11 protein-coding genes are annotated in these 20,244 nt (G+C 71.3%); 2 read left to right on the top strand and 9 right to left on the bottom strand.

Features of this window, described 5'->3' with window-relative positions; translation table 11 throughout:
* Positions 1-9: 9 nt before the first annotated feature.
* The 9 genes from K2224_RS39160 to K2224_RS39120 are packed head-to-tail and all read right to left on the bottom strand — an operon-like array spanning position 10 to position 14,800.
* Entirely contained in the window at positions 10-699 is a 690-nt protein-coding gene (locus K2224_RS39160; RefSeq protein ID WP_221911839.1) for a thioesterase II family protein, read from the bottom strand.
* A 37-nt stretch (positions 700-736) separates the two neighbouring features.
* Positions 737-1,990: a condensation domain-containing protein gene (locus tag K2224_RS39155; RefSeq protein ID WP_221911838.1), complete on the bottom strand. Its 1,254-nt coding sequence runs from the start codon at positions 1,988-1,990 to the stop codon at positions 737-739.
* Entirely contained in the window at positions 1,990-2,841 is an 852-nt protein-coding gene (locus K2224_RS39150) for an SDR family oxidoreductase (protein WP_221911837.1), read from the bottom strand. Before K2224_RS39150 ends, K2224_RS39155 begins: the two co-directional genes overlap by 1 nt.
* The gene (locus K2224_RS39145; RefSeq protein WP_221911836.1) at positions 2,834-4,111 is read right to left on the bottom strand and encodes an MFS transporter; all 1,278 of its coding nucleotides are present in this window, start codon (positions 4,109-4,111) and stop codon (positions 2,834-2,836) included. The genes K2224_RS39150 and K2224_RS39145 overlap by 8 nt, the downstream gene beginning before the upstream one ends.
* A complete protein-coding gene (locus K2224_RS39140; RefSeq protein WP_221911835.1) occupies positions 4,108-7,176 on the bottom strand; it encodes a condensation domain-containing protein in 3,069 nt (1,022 codons plus the stop codon). Before K2224_RS39140 ends, K2224_RS39145 begins: the two co-directional genes overlap by 4 nt.
* The gene (locus K2224_RS39135; RefSeq protein WP_221911834.1) at positions 7,173-8,339 is read right to left on the bottom strand and encodes a MupA/Atu3671 family FMN-dependent luciferase-like monooxygenase; all 1,167 of its coding nucleotides are present in this window, start codon (positions 8,337-8,339) and stop codon (positions 7,173-7,175) included. Before K2224_RS39135 ends, K2224_RS39140 begins: the two co-directional genes overlap by 4 nt.
* Positions 8,336-11,371, bottom strand: coding sequence for a type I polyketide synthase (locus K2224_RS39130; RefSeq protein WP_221911833.1), 3,036 nt, complete (start codon positions 11,369-11,371; stop codon positions 8,336-8,338). Before K2224_RS39130 ends, K2224_RS39135 begins: the two co-directional genes overlap by 4 nt.
* A complete protein-coding gene (locus K2224_RS39125; RefSeq protein ID WP_260693833.1) occupies positions 11,368-14,547 on the bottom strand; it encodes an amino acid adenylation domain-containing protein in 3,180 nt (1,059 codons plus the stop codon). Before K2224_RS39125 ends, K2224_RS39130 begins: the two co-directional genes overlap by 4 nt.
* A gap of 7 nt (positions 14,548-14,554) precedes the next feature.
* Entirely contained in the window at positions 14,555-14,800 is a 246-nt protein-coding gene (locus tag K2224_RS39120; protein WP_221911831.1) for a phosphopantetheine-binding protein, read from the bottom strand.
* Between the two features lie 402 nt (positions 14,801-15,202).
* On the opposite strand from K2224_RS39120, the gene K2224_RS39115 reads away from it, so the two are divergent.
* Entirely contained in the window at positions 15,203-17,092 is a 1,890-nt protein-coding gene (locus K2224_RS39115) for an amino acid adenylation domain-containing protein (RefSeq protein WP_260693832.1), read from the top strand.
* Positions 17,089-20,214 (top strand): amino acid adenylation domain-containing protein, encoded by a 3,126-nt coding sequence (locus K2224_RS39110; protein WP_221911829.1) that lies wholly within the window; start codon positions 17,089-17,091, stop codon positions 20,212-20,214. The genes K2224_RS39115 and K2224_RS39110 overlap by 4 nt, the downstream gene beginning before the upstream one ends.
* Positions 20,215-20,244: the final 30 nt, after the last annotated feature.

Raw genomic sequence — 20,244 nt, 5'->3', positions numbered from 1 at the left:
CCGTCGGCGTCACAGCAACTCCTCGATGGTCTTCCACACCAGCCCCCAGTCGTCGGCGAGGTACATGTGGCCGCCGGGCATCTGCAGCTCCCGGAAGGCGGCCGAGGTGAACGCCGACCAGTCCCGCCACTCCGGCACCGGGACCATCACGTCGGCGTCGCCGCGGATCGCGGTGAGCGGGATGGGCAGCGGGGCCCGGCCTGCGGCGGGCTCGTAGTCGCTCAGGAGTTTGACGTCGGCGCGCAGCACGGGCAGCAACAGGGCGCGCAGATCAGGGTGGTTGAGCGACTCGATGTCCTGGCCCACCATGTCGCGCAGGTCGGCGACGGCCTGCTCGTCGTCGTCCGCCGAGATGAGTCGGCGCTCGCGGTGGCGTGGGCTGACCGAGCCGCTGACGACGATCTGTTCGGGCAGCGGGCCGCCGTGCCCGATCAGTTGCTGGGTGGTCTCGTAGGCGAGGATCGAGCCGAAGCTGTGCCCGAAGAGGGAGTACGGCTCGGTGCCGACGGCCGCGCGGATGCGTCCGGCGATGTCCTCGGCGGCCTCGGCGATCGTCGCGTAGAACGGTGCGCCGTACTCCTCCTCCCGGCCCGGAAGCTGGATCGGCACGGCCTCCAGCCGGGGTGTGGACATAGCGCGCCAGGGCCGGTAGACGCCGGCGCCCGCACCCGCGTACGGCAGACAGATCAGCTTGGTCATTCGCGTGGTTCCTGGTTCCTTCAGTACGTGAGCGCGCTCAGTGCGTGGGCGCGCTGGCGAGCCGCTCGAGGTGGCTGTCGAACGCGGCGATGAGATCGGGGAGTCGGCCGTCCCACGGGCCGCCCACGGGGGCCTGGACGAGGATGTCGAAGGCGTCCCCGTCGACCTCGCACACCTGCATCTGCACCTCCGCTTGCGCGCCCACCGGCCGGACCGGCACCGTCCACAGCCGGGCACTCCCGGCCTGGTGGACGGTCCGCGTCCAGCTCTGGTGGGCGAACAGCGCCTGGAACAGCGGCATCCGGCGGCTCCGCCCGGTCCGGCACTCCGCCACGATCTGGTCGCAGGGCAGGTCCAGGTGGAGCACCGCGTCGACGACGGAGTTCCAGACCTGGTCGGCCGCTTCGGGTTCGCCGAGGTCACGCATGCGGATGGGCACGGTGTTGAGCAGGCAGCCCACCTCGTGCTCCTGGTTCGGGCCCCGGGTGGCGATCGGGGTGCCGACGCAGAAGTCGGCGGCGGCTCCGGTGAGGTCGGCGAGGGCACGCCCGTAGGCGGTCAGCAACAACGCGTACGGCGTCTTGGCGCCCTCACGCGCCCGCTTCCGCAACTCCCCCGCCCGCCCCGCCGCACACGTGGTGCGGTGCTCGACGAGAGGGGACCGCGCCAGGTCGCGCTGGCTCAACCCGGCGCCCTCGCAAGGCAGATCGGCGACACCTGCGAGGGCGGTACGCCAGTGCGCGGCGAGCTCCTCGCGCTGGGCGGCGCCCAGGGGGGTGACGGCCGCACGGGGCCTTGGCGGCAGCTCGGGGGCGGCACCCGTCAGGGACTGCCCATAGGCGTGGGCAAGGTCGGCGGTGAGGATTTCGTGGGAGAGGCCGTCGAAGGCGATGTGGTGCACCGCGATGTAGAGCATCGCGCCGTCCGCGTCCGGCGCCACGGCGGCCCAGTGCAGGACACCGGCGGCGAGATCGAAGCCGGTCTCGTCCAGCCGCGCCGCGACGGCGTCGAAGCCGGTGCCCTCCGCGAGCGGCACGGGCGTCCGCGCGGGCACCGGCTCAACGACCTTGCGTACGAGCTGCTTCCCTTCGAGCACGAACGCCGTGTGCAGCGCCTCGTGTCCGCGCACGACGGCATCCAGCGCCCGCGTGAGAGCCGGCAGATCGAGGGTGCCCTCGATGCGGATCTGCCCCAGGGCGATGTTCGCGGCCGCCCCGCGGGCGACCTGCTCGCCGAACCAGAACTGCCTCTCGGAGGCCGAAGCGACGTGCGAAACATGGGAGTTGGCCATCAGCGCACCGTGTATCCCGCGTCAACGGTCACGGTGGAGCCCGTGACGTGGCGCGTGGCGTCGCAGGAGAGCCAGAGCGCGGCCTCGGCCACGTCGGCGGGGTCCACCAGGGTGTTCATGGGCTGCTGTTCGGTGAAGAGCGCCTCGTGCCCGACGAGCGGGACGTCCAGGGCGCGGGCGACCTCGGAGAGCATGCGCCCCTCAGCGGCCGGATCGTCGCGGATGTTGCCGGGGCACACGGCGTTCACACGGACCTTGAAGGGCGCGTAGTCCAGCGCGGAGGCCCTGGTGAGGCCGATGAGGCCGTGCTTGGCGGCGACGTACCCCGCGAAGTTCCGGTAGCCGACGAGCCCGGCGGTGGACGCGATGTTCACGATGGATCCCGCACGGCGCTCGGTCAGGAGCGGCGCGAACAGCTTCGTCATCCGCCAGGCCCCGCTGAGGTCGATGTCGAGGAGCAGCTGCCACTCCTCCTCGCTGGTCTCGTGCACGGGACGGCCCGAAGGGGCCACCACGCCCGCGTTGTTGACGAGCGCGTCGACCTGCCCGAAGCGGCCGACGGCCCGCTCCCGCACGACCGTCAGCGCGTCCAGATCCCGCACGTCGGCGGGGACGGTGAGGACCTCGACGCCGTGCTTGCGGCACTCCTCGGCCGTGTGGTGCAGCTGGCTCTCGCCGGCCAGCGGATAAGGCACCTCGGGGATGTCGGCGGGAACGTCCACCAGGACCAGGTCGGCACCCTCGGCGGCGAAGGCGGTGGCACAGCTGCGGCCGACGCCACGCCCCGCGCCGGTGATGACGGCGACCTTGCCTTCGAGCCGTCCCGCCCTGTTCACGTCGGTCCTAGCCATGGGCGGACTCCTTCTCCTTCTCCCCGGCCTCTGCTGCGGGTGCCGCGTCCATGTCGCGCAGGGCGCGACTGCGCAGGGACACGAGGATCAGTACGAAGTACGCCGTGCCGAAGCAGGCGAGCGCCCAGGTCAGGCCCGCGCCGTCGACAGCCCATCCGGCGCAGAGGATGCCGAGGGGGGCTGCCGCCATCGCGACGGCACCGGAGAGTCCGAAGACCCGGCCCCGCAGCTCCTCGGGCACGCGCTCCAGCATCACGGTGCTCAGGACCGGATTGAGGGGGCCTGCCGCGAGGCCGCTGGCGAAGGTGAGGGCGACCATGAGGAACAGACCCGGGTGCGCCACCATCAGCAGCCGGAGCGCGGCGATGACCGCGAAGCAGCCGAGCAGCGTGTAGCGGCGGCTGGTCAGGAAGCGGCGGCTGAGCGGCGGGTAGAGGAAGGTGCCCGCGATGGCCCCGACCCCGGAGGCGGCAAGGAGCCAGCCCAGGTATTCGCCGTTACCGAGGATCTCCTTGGCGTACACCGGCAGCATCAGCGGGGTGAAGGCGTCGTCGAGGAAGTTGGTGACGAAGACGAAAGCGGTCATCGCGCCGATCACCGGGATCGTCCTGACGACGGCCATGCCCTCGGTCAGCTGGCGTACGAATCCGAGCTTCTCGCCCGACGAGGCGGCCGGACGGCCGCGTGGTACGGCGAAGCCCACGAGGGCCGAGGCGATCAGGAACGTCGCCGAGTCGACGTACATGCCGGCGACCGAACCCGACACCGCGACGAGGAGCCCGGCGAGCGGCGCGCCGACCACCAGGCCGAGGCGCGGGGCCGCCTGGAACCAGGAGTTGGCACTCTCCAGGCGGACGCCGGCCGTCTCGGCGAGCGGTTTGATCAGGCTCAGACGGGCCGCCTGCGCGGGTGTGGCGACAACGGTCCGTCCGAAGAGCAGCGCCATGAGGAGGGGCAGCGGAAGGCCGGTGGTCTGGTCGAGCAGCGGCACGAGGCCGATGAGGACTCCGGCGAACAGGTCGGACAGGACGCTCATGCGCCGTCCGCCGATCCGGTCGATGAAGACCCCGCCGATCGCGCCCGCGAAGATCAGCGGCAGGGCGTTGGCGAATCCGGCGAGGCCGGTGGCGATCGAGCTGCCGGTGGCCCCGAGGACGTAGAGCGGGACGGTCACGATGGTGACCGCGTTGCCGAAGGCGGACAGGTACTGCGCGATCAGCAGGACGGAGAGCGGGCCGCGCCGCCGGGACTCGGTGGGCGTGTCGTTCACGGCTGCTCCAGGCGTACGTCGCTGAGTTCGGCGAAGAGTTGATTCATCCGCTCCTCCGACACCCCGGTGATGCCGGGTACGTCGTCGGGGTCGCCGTGTGCCTCAAGGAGCGTCGTGAGGTCGGCGGCGGCGCGGGCCGCGGCCTCGCGGACGGTGGTCTCGGCGACGCGGGCCGGGTCGAAGAGCCAGCGGAAGACCGCCTCGCCTCCCCGGATCCCGAAGGCCACGTCCAGGTCCACGTCGCGTCCCGCCTGCTCGTACGCGTCGGCGGCGAACTCGCCTCCGCCGGTGAACAGTCCTTCGCTCCCGTCGGCCGGATCGGCGAGGGCGCCGAGGTAGTTGACGACGACGCGCGGCGTGGGCAGCCCCTCGAAGCGGGCCCGGAGTTCGGTGTCGGCGGAGGTGCGCAGCAGGCCGTAGACCTTGCCGCCGTCGGGGATGTGGCGCAGAGCGGTGTCGACAGCCGCGAGGTCGTCCTGGGCTGTGCCGCCGGTGAGCGGCAGGTGCAGGGGGTAGGGGCAGGAGTAGTAGCCGACGGCGCGGGTGGGGTCCCAGGTCCGCAGCGCGGTCAGCGGCTCACGGCCGAGTCCGATCGTGGAGACCACGACCTCTTCGGTGTGCGGCCGCAGGGCCCGGGCGACGGCGGTGAACGCCTCAGCCTGGAGCGATCCGTGCCGTCCGGCGAGCGGCACGGTGACCTCGAACTGCCGTACTCCTTCGGCTGCTTCGGGCGTGCCCCAGTCCATGGGGCGGACGGCGGCGAGGTGTCCGATCCAGAAGTCGGCCTGCGCGGCGGGGTCGACGGCGTGCAGCGCGGCGGCGTACTCCAGCGCTCCGGCCGGTTCGGCGATGAGGGCCCGGCCGCGGTAGGCGCGGGCCAGGTCGGCGACGACGATGCCCCAGGACATGCCGTCGATCACCAGGTGGTTGGCGCTGATGACGACCTGGTCCGGAGCGCTCTCGACGCCCTGGTCCAGGGTGCTTGCGCCCGGGATCAGGCTGACGGCGAAGAGCGCCCCGCTCTCCGCGTCGAACGCCGCGCGCTGGGCGGCCGCGACCTGACGGGGCTCGCTCCCCGGGGCCTCGGTGCTCCACGACCAGCGGCTGCCGACGCGGGCACGGCGCCCCTCGGGGCTCGTGCGGAACTCCGTGGACAGTCCGGGGTGGGCGGCGACCACCGCCTTTACGGCGGCTTCCAACCGGGCGGCGTCCAAAGGCTCCTCGGCCTTCAGGACGAAGGTGTGCGCGAAGGACTCGACCCGGTCGAGCCCGGCCTGGTACAAGAGCTGCTGCTCGGGACCGAGCGGGCCGAGCGGCAACGCGCCGTCCTCTCCCGCAACTCGGCGGTCCCGGGTGAGCAGCACCTGGGCGAGCGCGCCGAGCGTGGGGTTGCTGAAGACGTCCCGGAGCGTGAGCGTGAACCCCTCGGCCTTGAGCAGGTGCGTCAGGCGCACGGCGAGCAGGGAGGTCCCGCCCACCTCGAAGAACACATCCCCGGGGCCGGCTTCGGACACACCGAGGGCCTCGCACCAGGCCCGCTCGACGCGGTCGAGTCCCTCCACGGGCGCGCTGCCGTGCTCGGCGGGCGCGGACAGGACCGACGCCACGGGCGGGACCGGAGGCACAGACCGGGTGCGCAGCGGCGTGTCGGGCGACGTCGCGAAGAGCTCCACGAGCTGGAGCAGGCGGCGCGCCATGCGCTCGATGGTGGACGGCAGGAAGAGAGCGGTGCGGTACTCGATGCGCCCGTACATGAGGCCGTTGACCTGCCACCACGCCACGGTCATGTCCATCGAGGAGATGCCCTCGGGCACGGCGTTGGCGTAGACGTCGGCGCCGGGCACCTTGAACAGGACCGAGTCGCCGAGGTTGAGCTGGACCAGCATCGTCTGCAGGAGTGGGTACTGAGTCACCGCGCGGTTCGGCGCGACCGCCTCGACGATCTCGCCGAACGGCACCTCGCGGTGGTCGGCGACCGCCATAGAGCCCTCGACCGTGGCGGCGAGTGTCTGGGCGGGCGTGGGGTTCTCCGGTAGGCGCACGCGGATCGGCACATTGGTGAGCAGGAAGCCGATGAGGTCCTGGACGGCGTCCTCGCCCCTGGTGACGCTCGGCACACCGACGACGATGTCGCGGGCGCCGGTCTCCTCGTGCAGGAGCGCGACGTACGCGGCGGTCATCGCGGTGGCCATGGTGGTGCGCGCCTCGCCGGCACGGGCGGTGAAGGCGGCGGCCACGTCCTCGTTCAGGATGAAGTTGTACTGCTCGCCCGCGTGGTCAGAGGTGTCGGGCGTGGCGTCGTAGGGCAGCGGAAGCCGCGTGGGGGCACCGTCGAGATACGTACGCCAGAAGGCGCGGTGCTCCGCACCCTTCGGGCTGGCGAAGTAGTCGCGCTGCCACTGGGCATAGTCGCCGAACTGGACCGGGAGGTCCGGGACTTCAGGGTCGGCGCCTTCGAGGTAGGCGCGGTAGTGCTCGATCAGCTCGTGGTTGAGGCGGACATAGGACCACTGGTCGGTGAACGAGTGGGGCATCGTCTGGACCACTTGGTGGTCGCCGTCCGCGACCCGACCGACCGCGAGCCTGAGCACGGGGTCGTCGCGCAGGTCGAAGGGACGGCTCACCTGCTCGGCGACGAACGCGGCCCGGCGCTCCTCGACGTGCTCGTGGTCGGCGGGTCCTTCGGACACGTCGGTGAAGGTGACGTCGGCGCCCCGGTCCTCGTGGACCTTGAGGTAGGGTTTTCCGTCCTCGGTCTCGACGCCGGAGCGCAGCAGCTCGTGGCGGCGGGCCACGGCGTGTGCGGCCCGGGTGAAGACATCCAGGTCGAAGGCGCCGTGGAAGCGGAGGCCGAAGCCGAGGGTGTAGGTGGTGGTGCCGGGGTCCAACTGGTCGAGGATCCAGAGGCGCTCCTGATCCATGCCGAGCGGGAAGCGGTCGCGTGGTCCTGGCCTGGTGCGCAGCGGCGGGCCCGACCGGGCGGCGGCGAGGCGGGCGGCGAGGGCGGCGCGCTGGGCGGGGTCGAGGCCGGCCAAGCGGGCGGCGGCCGAGCGGTCGCGGGTCATATGCGCGCTCCTTGCGGGGCTTCGGCGCCGTCCTGGTCCTTGGAGTCGGAGAGGGCGAGCAACTGGGGCAGGGCTGCCACGACATCGGCGGCGGGCAGGCCGAAGTCGATGAGATGGCCGACCTCGTCGGCGCCCGCCTCGCGCAGTTCGGCGAGGACGGCCCGGGCCTTGGCCGGTGTGCCAAGGAGCGAGGGCCCGTGCAGGAAGTCGAGGTAGGCGCTCTCCAGGAGGACCTCCTCGTCCTGGTCGGCGGCCGTGGTCTGGCTGCGGAAGGACCGGAGGTAGGAGTGCATCGCGGGCCGCAGGAACTCTTCGAGGTCCGGGCGGTCGCTGACGTGCGCGTGGACCATGACGACCACGTCGCCGTCGCCCGCGTGGCCCGCCTCGCGCCAGGCGGCGCGGTAGCGGGCGATGTTCTCGCGCAGCCCCTTGAGCGTCTGGCCAAGGAGGGCAGTCATGATGCCGTAGCCCGCACGGCCCGCGGATTCGAAGGTCGCCGGGTTGCCCGCGGCGGTGAGCCAGACCGGCAACTCGACCTGTACCGGCCGCGGTTGGATGCGCACCTCGGCCTCGCCGCCCGCCGTGGTGGGGTAGCACACGGCCTCGCCGCGCCAGTGGGCGCGGACCTGCTCCATCGTGCGCGCGGTCACCTCGCGCCGGTCGGCGAAGTCCTCGCGGGCGAGGACGAAGTCGTCCGGGTGCCAGCCGCTGGCGAAGGAGATGCCGACCCGCCCGCCCGACAGGTTGTCCACCAGGGCCCAGTCCTCGCTGATCCGGGCCGGGTGCTGGAGCGGCGCGGCGACGCTGCCCGCCCGGATGCCCAGGCGGGTGGTCGTCGCGGCCACGGCGGCGCCGAGGACCGCGGGGTTCGGCGAGAAGCCGCCGAAGTCCACGAAGTGCCGTTCCGGGAGCCAGATCGCGTGCAGTCCGGCCCGGTCCGCGAGGGCGGCGGCCTCGAGCACGAGCGGGTAGTAGTCGCGGGCCTCGTGGGCGTCGGCGCTGGCGAAGAAGTAGAGGCTCTGCCGGTCCGGGAGCAGGGCAGGACCGGCCGTGGCCTCGGCCGCCGGGGCCACCGCGCGCGCGTCACGGCGGCGCAGGTTCTCGCTCAGGCGCTTGCGCTGTTCGGGCGTGAGCGCCTGCAGCCGCTGGGACAGCTCGGTCATGACTCTCCCTCCAGGCCGCCGCCGTTCTCGATCTCGTCGAGCAGCCGCAGCAGTTCGTCGTCGTCGCGCTCGGCGACCAGGGCGTCGGCGCGCGCCGCGAAGTCACCGAGGGACGAGTTCTCGTACAGGTCCTGGAGGCGCATGTTCAGGAGCAGTTCGTTGTTGACGACCGTGATGAGCTGGGCCGCCTGGAGCGAAGTGCCGCCCAGGGAGAAGAAGTTGTCCTCGGGACGGAGCGGGTCGCCACCGAAGGCGCTCTGCCAGAGGGAGGCGATGACGGCGACGGTGCCGTCCTCCGTGGCTGCCTCGGGCTCCCCCTCAGCCTGCGGCTGGGGCTCGATGACCCCTTCTTGTACGTTGCCCGCGGTCTGTACGTTGCCTGCGGACGTCCGGCGCTCGGGCGTGCGGACCGCGTCCACCCAGTGCCTGGTGTCGGCGAAGGGGTAGGGGGGCAGCCGGACCGTCCGGCCGGGGTGCGGGATGCCGAGGTCCAGCGGGCATCCGGCCGTCCACAGTTGGGCGAGGGCGTCCTGGACGGCGAGCGGCTCCGCGCCCTCCTCGGCCTCCTTGACCCCGAAGAGGTCGGTGATCAGCGGGGAGTTGCCCTGGCGCCGCGCTTCCTGCCGGGCGAGGTTGGTCATGGTCTTGCCTCGGTGGAGGCCGAGCACGACATCGGGTCTGGCGTTCAGGAGGCTCCGCAGCGCGTCGTCGAGGCGCACGGTGGAGCGCAGTTGCCGCGCCCAGTAGCCGGGGTCGGTGGCCTGCTCGGCGGTCAGGGGCGCGCCGGTGAGGTTGGAGAGGATGGTCAGGTCCTGCGACGGTGTACGCAGCGTGAACTGTCCCAGGAACCGGGCGAATTCATCCGCCGCCTCCGTCATCGTCCGGGAGTGGAATGCCCGGCTGGTGGCGAGGCGGGTCACGGCGATACCCCGGTCGCGGCACCGGTGCTCCAGCTCGCTCACCGCGTCGGGAGCGCCGCCGAGGACGGTGTTGTCGGGCGCGTTGAGTCCACACACGTCCACCGGAAGGCCGTCGGCGAGTCCGAGAGCAGTGCTCTCGTCCGCGCGCACGGCCGTCATCGCGCCCTGTGGGGCGCCCGCCATCAGCCTGCCGCGCTCGACGACGGCGGCGGCGGCCTCGCCGGCGGTGAGGACTCCGGCGTGGGCCGCGGCCGTCAACTCGCCGACGCTGTGCCCGAGAAGGAGCCCGGGCCTGATGCCGCGGCGCTCCAGGAGCCGCAGCGCCGCCGTGCCCAGAACGAACAGCGCGGGCTGGACGACGGCGGTGTCCGTCAAGCGCGGGTCGTCGGCGGCCCACTCCCCGAAGGTGCTCAGATCGGGGCCACCGGCGGCGGCCACCTCCGCGGTCAGTGTGCCGACGTCCGCGCGGAATGCGTCGTCCACGGCCGCGTACGAGGTTCCGACTCCGGCCAGGGACACGCCTTGGCCCGGCAACAGGGCGGCCACGGTCGGCTGGGCGACGGCGCCCTGGGTCCGGCCGCCCCCTTCAGCGAGCGTGGTCAGTTCGTCGCGCAGTCGCTCGCGGGCCGCGGTCTCGTCGGCGGGCAGGGCGGCCGCCCAGCGCCGGTCGAGGGGGCGCCGGTTGTGCTTCAGGGTCCCGAGGATGTCGGCGAGCGGGGTGTCCGTGCCCGGGCCCTGGAGCCAGTGGGCGAGTGAACGGGCCTTGTCCCGCAGCGCGTTGTCGGTCGCGGCGGAGAGGACGGCGGTGCCGGGGTTCCGTACAACAGACGGCTCCTCCGGCTGCGGTGTGCGCGCGGGTGCCACGATGACGTGGGCGTTCGTACCGCCAAGGCCGAAGGAGCTCACCGCCGCGTACTGGGGAAGCTCGTCGCCCCAGGGCTCGGCCTTGCGCGGGATGAAGAAGCGGGGCGAGCCGAGCGCCACGTCGGGGCCGTCGCCCGGCTGCGCCGGGGTCGGCGGCACGGTGCGCTCCCGCACCGCGAGCACCGTCTTGATGAGGCCGACCACACCGGCCGCCGTGTCGCAGTGGCCGATGTTCGGCTTCACCGCGCCGAGCGCGCACGGGGCTTGTCCGTACTCGGTGCCGTACACCTCGGCGAGGGCGGCGAGTTCGATCTGGTCGCCGAGGACGGTGCCGGTGCCGTGAGTCTCGATGTAGCCCACGTCGGCGGCCGAGAGTCCCGCCGATTCGAGGGCCTCGCGGATAACGTCCGCCTGGCCACGGGGACTTGGTGACACCAGACTCATGCGGTCGGCGCCGTCGTTGTTGACCGCGCTGCCGACGATGTGCGCGCGGACACCGCTCGCACCGTGCTCATCGAGGTCGGCCGCACGGCGCAGCACCACGACTCCGGCACCGCTCGCCGGCACGGTGCCCAGGCTTCCCTCGGTGAAGGCGCGGCAGCGGCCGTCCGGGGAGACGATGCCGCCCTCGGTGAACTCGTATGTCGGCTGCTCCACCGGGTGGATCGTGACGCCGCCCGCCACCGCGATGTCGCACTCGTAGGTGAGCAGGCTCCGCACGGCCTGGTGCACCGCGACCAGCGACGTCGAGCAGGCGGTCTGCACGGTCATGCTCGGCCCGGTCAGGCCGAGCCGGTAGGAGACAGCGGTGGCGAGGAAGTCACGGGAGTTGCCGAGCTGGATCTGCTCCTGCCCCTGCACCCGCACCAGCTGCTCGTCCCCGAGCACGTTCGCGTGCAGATACGCGTCCGGGCCGCACCCGGCGAACACACCCACCCGGTCGGTGCCGGCCCCGGGGTCGATCCCGGCGTCCTCGAGCGCCTGCCACACCAGCTCGGTGAGGACCCGGTGCTGCGGGTCCGTCACCGCGGCCTGGGCCCGGGACATGCCGAACAGCTCCGCGTCGAACTCGGCGAACCGGTCGATCTGCCCCGCCTGGAGGGGGCCGCCGGTCTCCCCCGCGGACCGCGCCGCGGGCAGGCTGACCCGGCCGTCGGCGAGGCCCGACCAGAAGGTCTCCGGGTCCGCGGCACCTGGCACCCGCAGGGCAAGGCCCACGACCGCCACCGTGTTGTCCACGTCGGTCATGCCGATTTTCCTCCAAGCTTGCTTGCGTTCTCGACCGCGCCGCCACGGGACTCGATGGCCACCGCCAGGCGGCGCGGGGTGGAGTGACGGAAGATGTCCCGCAGCCGCACTTCGGGGAAGCCGCTCTTGCGGAGCGCCGCGTTGAGCTGGACGGCCAGCAGGGAGTTTCCGCCGAGGTCGAAGAAGTTGTCGTCGGGACCGACGGGGACACCGATGACCTGCTGCCAGATGGCGGTGAGGGCGACCGGGCAGGTGTCTTCGCCTCCGGGTTCCGGGGCGGGGGATGCATCGGCAGGGGACGGTATGACGGGATCCGGAAGCCGGACGGCATCGAGCTTGCCGTTCGGGGTGAGGGGCAGCTCGGGCACGGCGGTGAGGGTCGCCGGGACCAGATACGCGGGCAGTCGCTGGACCAACACCCGCCGGATGTCCGGGAGTTCCTCGGGATCCGCGACGACTACGTACGCATCGACCCGCGCGGTGGCGGGCCCGTCCGGCGTCCGGACGAGCGCGGCCGCCGCGCTGACGCGCGCGTCTTCGAGGAGGGTGGTGCGGATTTCGCCGGGTTCGATGCGGTGGCCGCGGATTTTGACCTGGTCGTCCAGGCGGCCGAGGTGTTCGAGGTGGCCGTCGGGGGTGTAGCGGCCGAGGTCGCCGCTGCGGTACAGGCGTGCGCCGGGGGTGTGGGTGAGGTGGTCGGGGAGGAAGCGTTGGGCGGTCAGTTCGGGGCGGTTGCCGTAGCCCTGGGCCACTCCGGCGCCGCCGATGTAGATTTCGCCGGCCACGCCGGGTGGGACGGGTTGGGCGTGCTCGTCGAGGATGTGGAGCTGCCAGCCCGGCAGGGGGCGTCCCACGGAACGCGTACCGGTCAGCGCGTCGGCGCGGGTGAGGGTGTGCCAGGTGCAGTGCACCGTGGTCTCGGTGATTCCGTACATGTTCACCGCACGGCAGCTGGTCTCGGGGTAGTGGTCGAGCCAGGGCAGCAGCATCTTCGAGTCCAGTGGCTCTCCGCCGAAGATCAGCAGTCGTACCGCCAGGTTGGCCTGCTGGAAGTTCTCCGCGCGGATCAGCTGGGAGAACGCCGAGGGGGTCTGGCTCAGCACGGTCACTTTTTCGCGGGCCAGAGTTGCGTGTAACTCCTCCGGGTCCCGTGCCGCCCAGTGGTCGACGACTACCAGACGCCCGCCGGTGAGCAGGCAGCCCCAGATCTCCCACACCGAGAAGTCGAACGCGAACGAATGGAAGAACGACCACACATCGCTGGTACCGAGCTGGAACTCGGCCTTGGTCGCAGCCAGCAACGCCATCACATTTCGGTGCGCCACCAGCACACCCTTGGGACGTCCCGTCGAACCCGAGGTGTGAATCACATACGCCAACGCATCCGCATCCACCGCCGGCAGCACCCGGCCCGCGTCCTGAGGTTGAGCGGACACCTCCACAGTCCGTACCCGCTCCTGGACCGCCGGTGGGAGAGCATCCCCCACCACGACCCGCACGCCGGTGTCCTCGACCACGAACGCCAGCCGCTCAGCGGGATAGCCCGCATCCAACGGCACATACACCGCCCCGGCCTTCAACACCCCCAGCAAGCCGACGATCAACGCGGCACCCCGCGGCAGACACACACCCACCCGGTCACCGACCTCAACCCCGGCCTCGACCAACACACACGCCAACGCCGACGACTCAGCATCCAGCTCGGCATACGTGAGAGACCTTCGACCACCCGTGACGGCAACCCGTCCGGCATCGCGGGCGACCTGCCGCGCGAAGAGTTCCGGAATGGAGAGGTCCTGCACGACAGGTGCGGTCGTCAGCCCCTGACCGGCTCCCGAAGGCCGCGGCACCGTGACGACCTCCCACGGTGCCGCGTCCGGGTCTGCCACGAACGCGGCGACCACGGTCTCCACTTGGCGGCAGAACTGCTCGGCCGCGCTCGCGGAGATCCTGCCACGCTGGTACCGCAGCAGACCGTGCAGCCCCTCGGCCTCCTGGCGCAGATAGAGGGCGAGCGGGAACTGCGCCGTCCCGAGGTCGAGGTCGGTGTGCGGCGTGCATCGCGCACCCCCGGCCGTGATCTCGGGAAGTGGTGCGGTGGGCACCACGACGAGCCGGGGCCCTTCGCCGGCGCCCTTCGGCAGAACCGTGGACAGCGGCAGATCCGCGTCACGGTAGGCCCGCATGGACCGGGCGTGGGCCTGGCGCAGGAAGTCGGCGACGGTGGGCTGTGCGTCGAGGCCGAGTGGGACCGGCACGGTGGAGTTGAAGTACCCGACCGTCGCCGCATGCCGTGGCGTCCTGCGCGAGACCGTCGCGCCGAGGACCGGGCGAGCGGCTCGGGCATTGCGGCCGAAGACCAGCCCTGCGGCGGCGACGACGAAGGAGTACGGCGTGATCCGGAGCTCGGCGGACAGCTTCCGCACCTGCTCCCACAGCGCCTCGTGCAGCCTCAACCCGCATATGGCGCCGCCCACTTCCTCCTCGGTGGGTGCGGCCCAGTCGAGCGCGGGAGTGAGATCGGCAGCCGCGAGCTCGTCCCGCAGGGCGGCCGCGCGCTCGGTCCGGTCCGGCGTGACCGCTGTGGCGGTTCCCCAGGCGGCGAACGTCTGCGCGGGCTCCGCCTCGTCACCCGCGAGCAGCCAGCGGGCCATCAGCTCGGCCGACGGTTCGTCGACGACCAAATGGTGGGCCACGACGACGAGATCGGCGCGGTGGCCCGGGTAGCGCAGCAGCACGACGCGCAGCAGCGGTCCACGCGCCGGGTCCATGGGGCGTCGGCACTCCTGACGCACGCGCCGGGCGGCCAGCGGGCTTTCGGGGTCGATCGGAACGGACGAGACGTGCAGGGCGGGAGCTCGTTCCGCCGGAGCGAAGAACCACCCCTCGCTGCCCTCGACCACGCACGCCGCCAGCATCGGGTGCGCGGCAAGCAGCCGCTCGAACCGCGCCCGCAGCTCCGTGTCGTCGAGGGCGCCCTCGACTCGGTAGACGAGGGCCACGTGATAGGTCGTGGGGTCGTCCGCGGCCCGGTCCGCCACATAGAGATCGGACTGGCTCGGAGTCAGCGGGCCGAGGTCCTCGCTGCCCCTGAGTGCCTGACGAGGCAGCGAAACCGTCTGGACTGTCTGAACTGAAGTGCCACGGCGCGGAGTTGCGGTCACATCGGAGGACATCGTCGCCTCAACGCCCGGGCGTGGAGGCGACAACGAGTGCGCAGAGCGCCTCGACTCCGGTCGTCTCGAGCACGTCCAGATAGTCGATCTCCTGGCCGGTCACCTCGAAGACCCGGGCGGTGAACAGAACGGCGCGGAACGAGTCCCCGCCGTTCTCCAGAAAGCCGCAGTCGAGGTCCGCTCCCTCACCGAGAACTTCGAGCCAAAGGGCCTTCACGTCCTGGACTAACTCATCCGGCACAACGGGCCTCATCCGCTTGCTCCTCCGTCACGGGGAATACCAGAATCCGTCTATGGAATGCGCAATACATGGCGTCATGGAGTCTTCGATCAAGCCGAAAGGCAAGCAAGAAGCCGAGCCAGAACATTTGCCCGAGCCAGACGTTTTCATGATCCTGATACGGCGGAAGCCGAGGTGTCAAGCAATATTTTCCCAAGCCAAAGGATGACCGCCGCGATCCCCCTCGCAAGAAGTTAAGCTCAACTCGCGACACTTGCACCAACGTTGCCAAACGGCCATATTCGGGCATACGTAACGCCCGCACACAAGGCGCACGGCGGCTCTTCCTTTTGCGTCACGCTTCGATATAGGTTCCCCATCGGGCGAACGCCGAAGTGGGCCGATAGAAAATTTCAACCCGGGGGCTGTTGACTCATGACTAGTGAAGCCTTAGCTGGGCCATTTCAGGCCGCTGACGGCGATCCCACCACCGCCCCGGAACAAAAGGCGACGTACGGGAAAGGCCCTTCTCTGGGGCACGGAGGACCACTGACCGCGCCCCGGACGAGCATTCCGGGGGCCTTCACCGCGCAGGCGCGGCGGGCCCCGACGGAAACCGCTGTCACGGATGGTCGAAGGTCTCTCACGTATGCCGAGCTGGATGCTGAGTCGTCGGCGTTGGCGTGTGTGTTGGTCGAGGCCGGGGTTGAGGTCGGTGACCGGGTGGGTGTGTGTCTGCCGCGGGGTGCCGCGTTGATCGTCGGCTTGCTGGGGGTGTTGAAGGCCGGGGCGGTGTATGTGCCGTTGGATGCGGGCTATCCCGCTGAGCGGCTGGCGTTCGTGGTCGAGGACACCGGCGTGCGGGTCGTGGTGGGGGATGCTCTCCCACCGGCGGTCCAAGAGCGGGTACGGACTGTGGAGGTGTCCGCTCAACCTCAGGACGCGGGCCGGGTGCTGCCGGCGGTGGATGCGGATGCGTTGGCGTATGTGATTCACACCTCGGGTTCGACGGGACGTCCCAAGGGTGTGCTGGTGGCGCACCGAAATGTGATGGCGTTGCTGGCTGCGACCAAGGCCGAGTTCCAGCTCGGTACCAGCGATGTGTGGTCGTTCTTCCATTCGTTCGCGTTCGACTTCTCGGTGTGGGAGATCTGGGGCTGCCTGCTCACCGGCGGGCGTCTGGTAGTCGTCGACCACTGGGCGGCACGGGACCCGGAGGAGTTACACGCAACTCTGGCCCGCGAAAAAGTGACCGTGCTGAGCCAGACCCCCTCGGCGTTCTCCCAGCTGATCCGCGCGGAGAACTTCCAGCAGGCCAACCTGGCGGTGCGACTGCTGATCTTCGGCGGAGAGCCGCTGGACTCGAAGATGCTGCTGCCCTGGCTCGACCACTACCCCGAGACCAGCTGCCGTGCGGTGAACATGTACGGAATCACCGAGACCACGGTGCACTGCACCTGGCACACCCTCACCCGCGCCGACGCGCTGACCGGTACGCGTTCCGTGGGACGCCCCCTGCCGGGCTGGCAGCTCCACATCCTCGACGAGCACGCCCAACCCGTCCCACCCGGCGTGGCCGGCGAAATCTACATCGGCGGCGCCGGAGTGGCCCAAGGCTACGGCAACCGCCCCGAACTGACCGCCCAACGCTTCCTCCCCGACCACCTCACCCACACCCCCGGCGCACGCCTGTACCGCAGCGGCGACCTCGGCCGCTACACCCCCGACGGCCACCTCGAACACCTCGGCCGCCTGGACGACCAGGTCAAAATCCGCGGCCACCGCATCGAACCCGGCGAAATCCGCACCACCCTCCTCGAAGACGCGGACGTACTGGCCGCCGTCGTCCTGGTCCGTGGCGCGGGCACGGCATCGGCCCGCCTGGACGCCTATGTCGTCACCACCCCCGACGGCGACCCCGGCCGGATCAAACGACGCGCGGCGGACAGGCTCCCCGCCCACCTCGTCCCCGGCACCGTCACCGCCATACCCGAGCTGCCCCTCACCCCGAACGGCAAGCTCGACCCGACCGGCCTCCCGGACCCGACGCACGAGCACACACCCGCAAACAGCCCCACCGACACGGACCCCATCGAGGCCCACCTGATCTCGATCTGGGAAGCCCTCCTGCACGTCCCCGTGCGCCCCCACGACAACTTCTTCGAAATCGGCGGCAATTCCCTGCTCGCGTCCCGGCTGCGCAACGCGCTGCACGAGGCCGGGTTCACCTCGGTACAGCTGCGTGACATCTACCGCAACTCTTCGCTCCCCGCCCTCGCCGAACTCGTTCGGGCGGGCCGGAGAGGCGTCAAGGAGCCCTCGTGACAGACCGACCGGCAAGCCCAGGACAGCTGCGGTTCTTCGTGCTCGACCAGCGGGATGGCAGAGCCACGGTCCGCAACCACCTCGTCATCGAGGGCCGGGTCTCCGCCCTTCGCCTGACCGAGGCGGTGCACGCTCTCCTTGAGGCGCAACCGGCGCTACGTACGTCCCTGCACATGGCACCGGACGGCCTGACGCAACGCACCCACCCGGCATCGGCCGTGGACGTCCAAGTCCTGGAGTCGGACGGCGCCGAGACCCAACTGCCCGCGCTGATCACGGACACCGGCGCACCCTTCGCCCACGATGCGGGACCGCTCTGCCGTGTCCGCCTGCTGGTCGGCCCCGAGCGTACGCACTGCCTGATCGGCACGCATCACGCGATCTTCGACGACGACTCGACCGCGGTCCTGCTCAACCAGCTCTCTCTCGCGTACGAGAAGGGGGCACCGTCCCTGGCCCTCGCGCCGCCCACGGTCGCACCCGACCCCGAACACACCGCCCAACTGCGCGAATTCTGGTCGCGCGCGTTGGCGGACTGCCCTCAGGACACCGCTCTACCTCTCTCAAGCACCCCTGACAGCACGGCATCCGGCGTAGTGACCACCGAGATCAGTCCGGAACTCGCCACCCGGATGGCCGCGCTCACCCGTGAGCGCGGCGCTACCCCCTTCGCCCAACTCCTCGCGGCGGCAGCGATGGTGACCTGCTGGTACACCAGCCGCGACGATCTGGTGATCGCCACGGTGGCGAGCGGCCGGAGCGCCACGGACCAGGATGTGATCGGCTGCCTGCAGAACACCGTGCCGGTGCGCCTCAGGCTCGACGGGGCGGACAGCGACGAGGTGCTCGACCGCACCATGGACGCGCTGTTCGACGCCGTGGACCACGCGGCGCTTCCGATCGAGGACATCCTCGACACGGTCGGGGTACGGCGCTGCCCTGGCCGCAAGCCGCTCACGCAGATCCTCTGCGCCCAGACCACCGAGTCCGCGCCCTTGGCCCTGGACGGGCTGAGCTGGCAGCTCACCCAGTCCGCGCCGGTCGAGGCCGAGTACGACGTGGCCCTGACGCTCCATCACTCGCTCGACGGCGCCATGCGTCTGGAGATCGGACACCGTCACGCTGCACTGACCCCGCAGGCGGCCCAGCGCCTCGCACAGCACCTGCTCGCCGCCCTCGAAGCGCTGGCCGACGGCTCCGTTCTCCCGCTGTCGGAGCTGTCGCTCCTCTCCCCCGAGGAAGTGGCCGGTCTCAGCGCGCTGGACGGCGGCCCCGCGCCCCTCGCCACGGCGCCGGTGCATGCACCCATCGAGGAGCACGTACGACGTACGCCGTCAGCGGTCGCCGTCACCACGGGCACCGAGAGCATCACGTACGCCGAACTGAGCGAACGGGCAACGGCGCTGGCGACCGCCCTGATCGAGGCCGGGGTCTCTCCCGGCGACCGCGTGGGCGTGTGCCTCCCCAGGACCCCGGACCTGGTGGTGACGCTGCTCGCGGTGTGGAAGACGGGCGCGGCGTACGTCCCGCTCGACCCCGAATACCCCCCGGACCGCCTGCGCTACATGGCCGAGGACGCGGCACTGGCGGCCTCGGTCGCCCCGGAACCCCTGGTCCCCGGGGTGCCGAACCTCCACCCGGACGCGACGACCGAGACGACACCGCCCGCGGCCTGGCCGGACGTCCGCCCGGCGGACCCCGCGTACCTCATCTACACCTCAGGCTCCACGGGCCGCCCCAAGGGCGTCGTCATCCGCCACGAGAACCTGTCCGCGCTCTTCGCCGCCTTCGACCGTGAACTCGGCGGCGGCCCGCCCCCGTTCACGGTCGCGGGCACCAGCCTGTCCTTCGACATCAGCGCCCTGGAGCTGCACTGGCCGCTGGCACGGGGCCGCTCCGTCCTGCTGACGAGCCACCGCGCGGTCACGGACGCACCGGTCCCGGACGGCGCCCTCTACCAGTGCACCCCGACGGTCGCCCGCATCCTGGCCACCGACCCAGACGGCCGCCGCCTTCTGACCCGCCTGGGAGCCCTGCTGGTCGGCGGCGAACCACTCCCCGCGGACCTGGCACGAGAGTTGACGGCCCTGGTCCCGGGCCCGGTCATCAACTGCTACGGCCCGACAGAGACCACGGTCTGGTCGACGGTCTGGCGGATACCGGAGGGCACCGACGTCCCCGTGCACATCGGCCGCCCGCTCCTCGGCGAGCGCTGCCACGTCGTGGACGCGCACGGCCGCCGGCTCCCGGTGGGCGTCCCCGGACGCCTGATGGTCTCCGGGGCGGGCGTGGGCCAGGGCTACTGGCAACAGCCGACTCTCACCGCTGACCGCTTCTGTCCGCTGCCCGACGCCGGCGAGGAACTCGCCTACGACACCGGGGATATGGCGGTATTCGAGGCAGACCACGGCCTCCGCTTCGTCAGCCGGGGCGACACCCAGGTCAAGGTCCGAGGCCAGCGCATTGAGCTGGAGGAGATCGAGTCGGCACTGCGCAGCCACCCCGAGGTGCGCGACGCGGCGGTGGCGGTGGTCCCCGACGGCACGGCGGTCGCGGCATTCATCGCCCCGACGGAAGGCATACCTCTCGCGGGCACCCTTCCGGAACCAGTAGCCCCCCGCCTCTCGGCCAACCTGCGTGCTCACGCCGCGACGTGGCTCACCGAGGCCATGGTCCCCAGCTCCTGGCTCCTGGTACCGGCGCTCCCCCAACTCCCCAACGGCAAGCTGGACCGAGCGACGGTCACCTCCTGGACCACCGCACAAGCCGCCGCACGGCCGGGCCGGGCTCCGGCCGCGACCCCGGTCGGCGGCCCGGCGGACCCGATCCTGAACGCCTGGAGCGAGGTCCTTGCCAAGCCGGTCACCGACCTGGACGCGACGTTCTTCGAACTGGGTGGCAACTCCCTGGGCCTGCTCCGCGTCCTGGCCGCCCTGCGTACCCAGCACCCCACGCTACAGGTGGTCGACTTGTTCCAGCACACGACGGTGCGGAGCCTCGCGGCGCATCTGGCATCCCTGAGCGGCGACACACAACCGCGCTCCCCCAGCGACGAACCGCAGCCCGGACGCGGCGCCGCCCGAGCACAGGCCCTCGCCCGCTGGAAGCGCCCCACCCGCTAGCAGCACCCCCGACGCCGCTCCCGCACCGCC

Source organism: Streptomyces sp. BHT-5-2 (genome assembly GCF_019774615.1).
In the GTDB taxonomy this organism is placed as follows: domain Bacteria; phylum Actinomycetota; class Actinomycetes; order Streptomycetales; family Streptomycetaceae; genus Streptomyces.
Note: the sequence above shows the minus strand (reverse complement) of the source record. Positions and strands in the feature narration are given on the sequence as shown.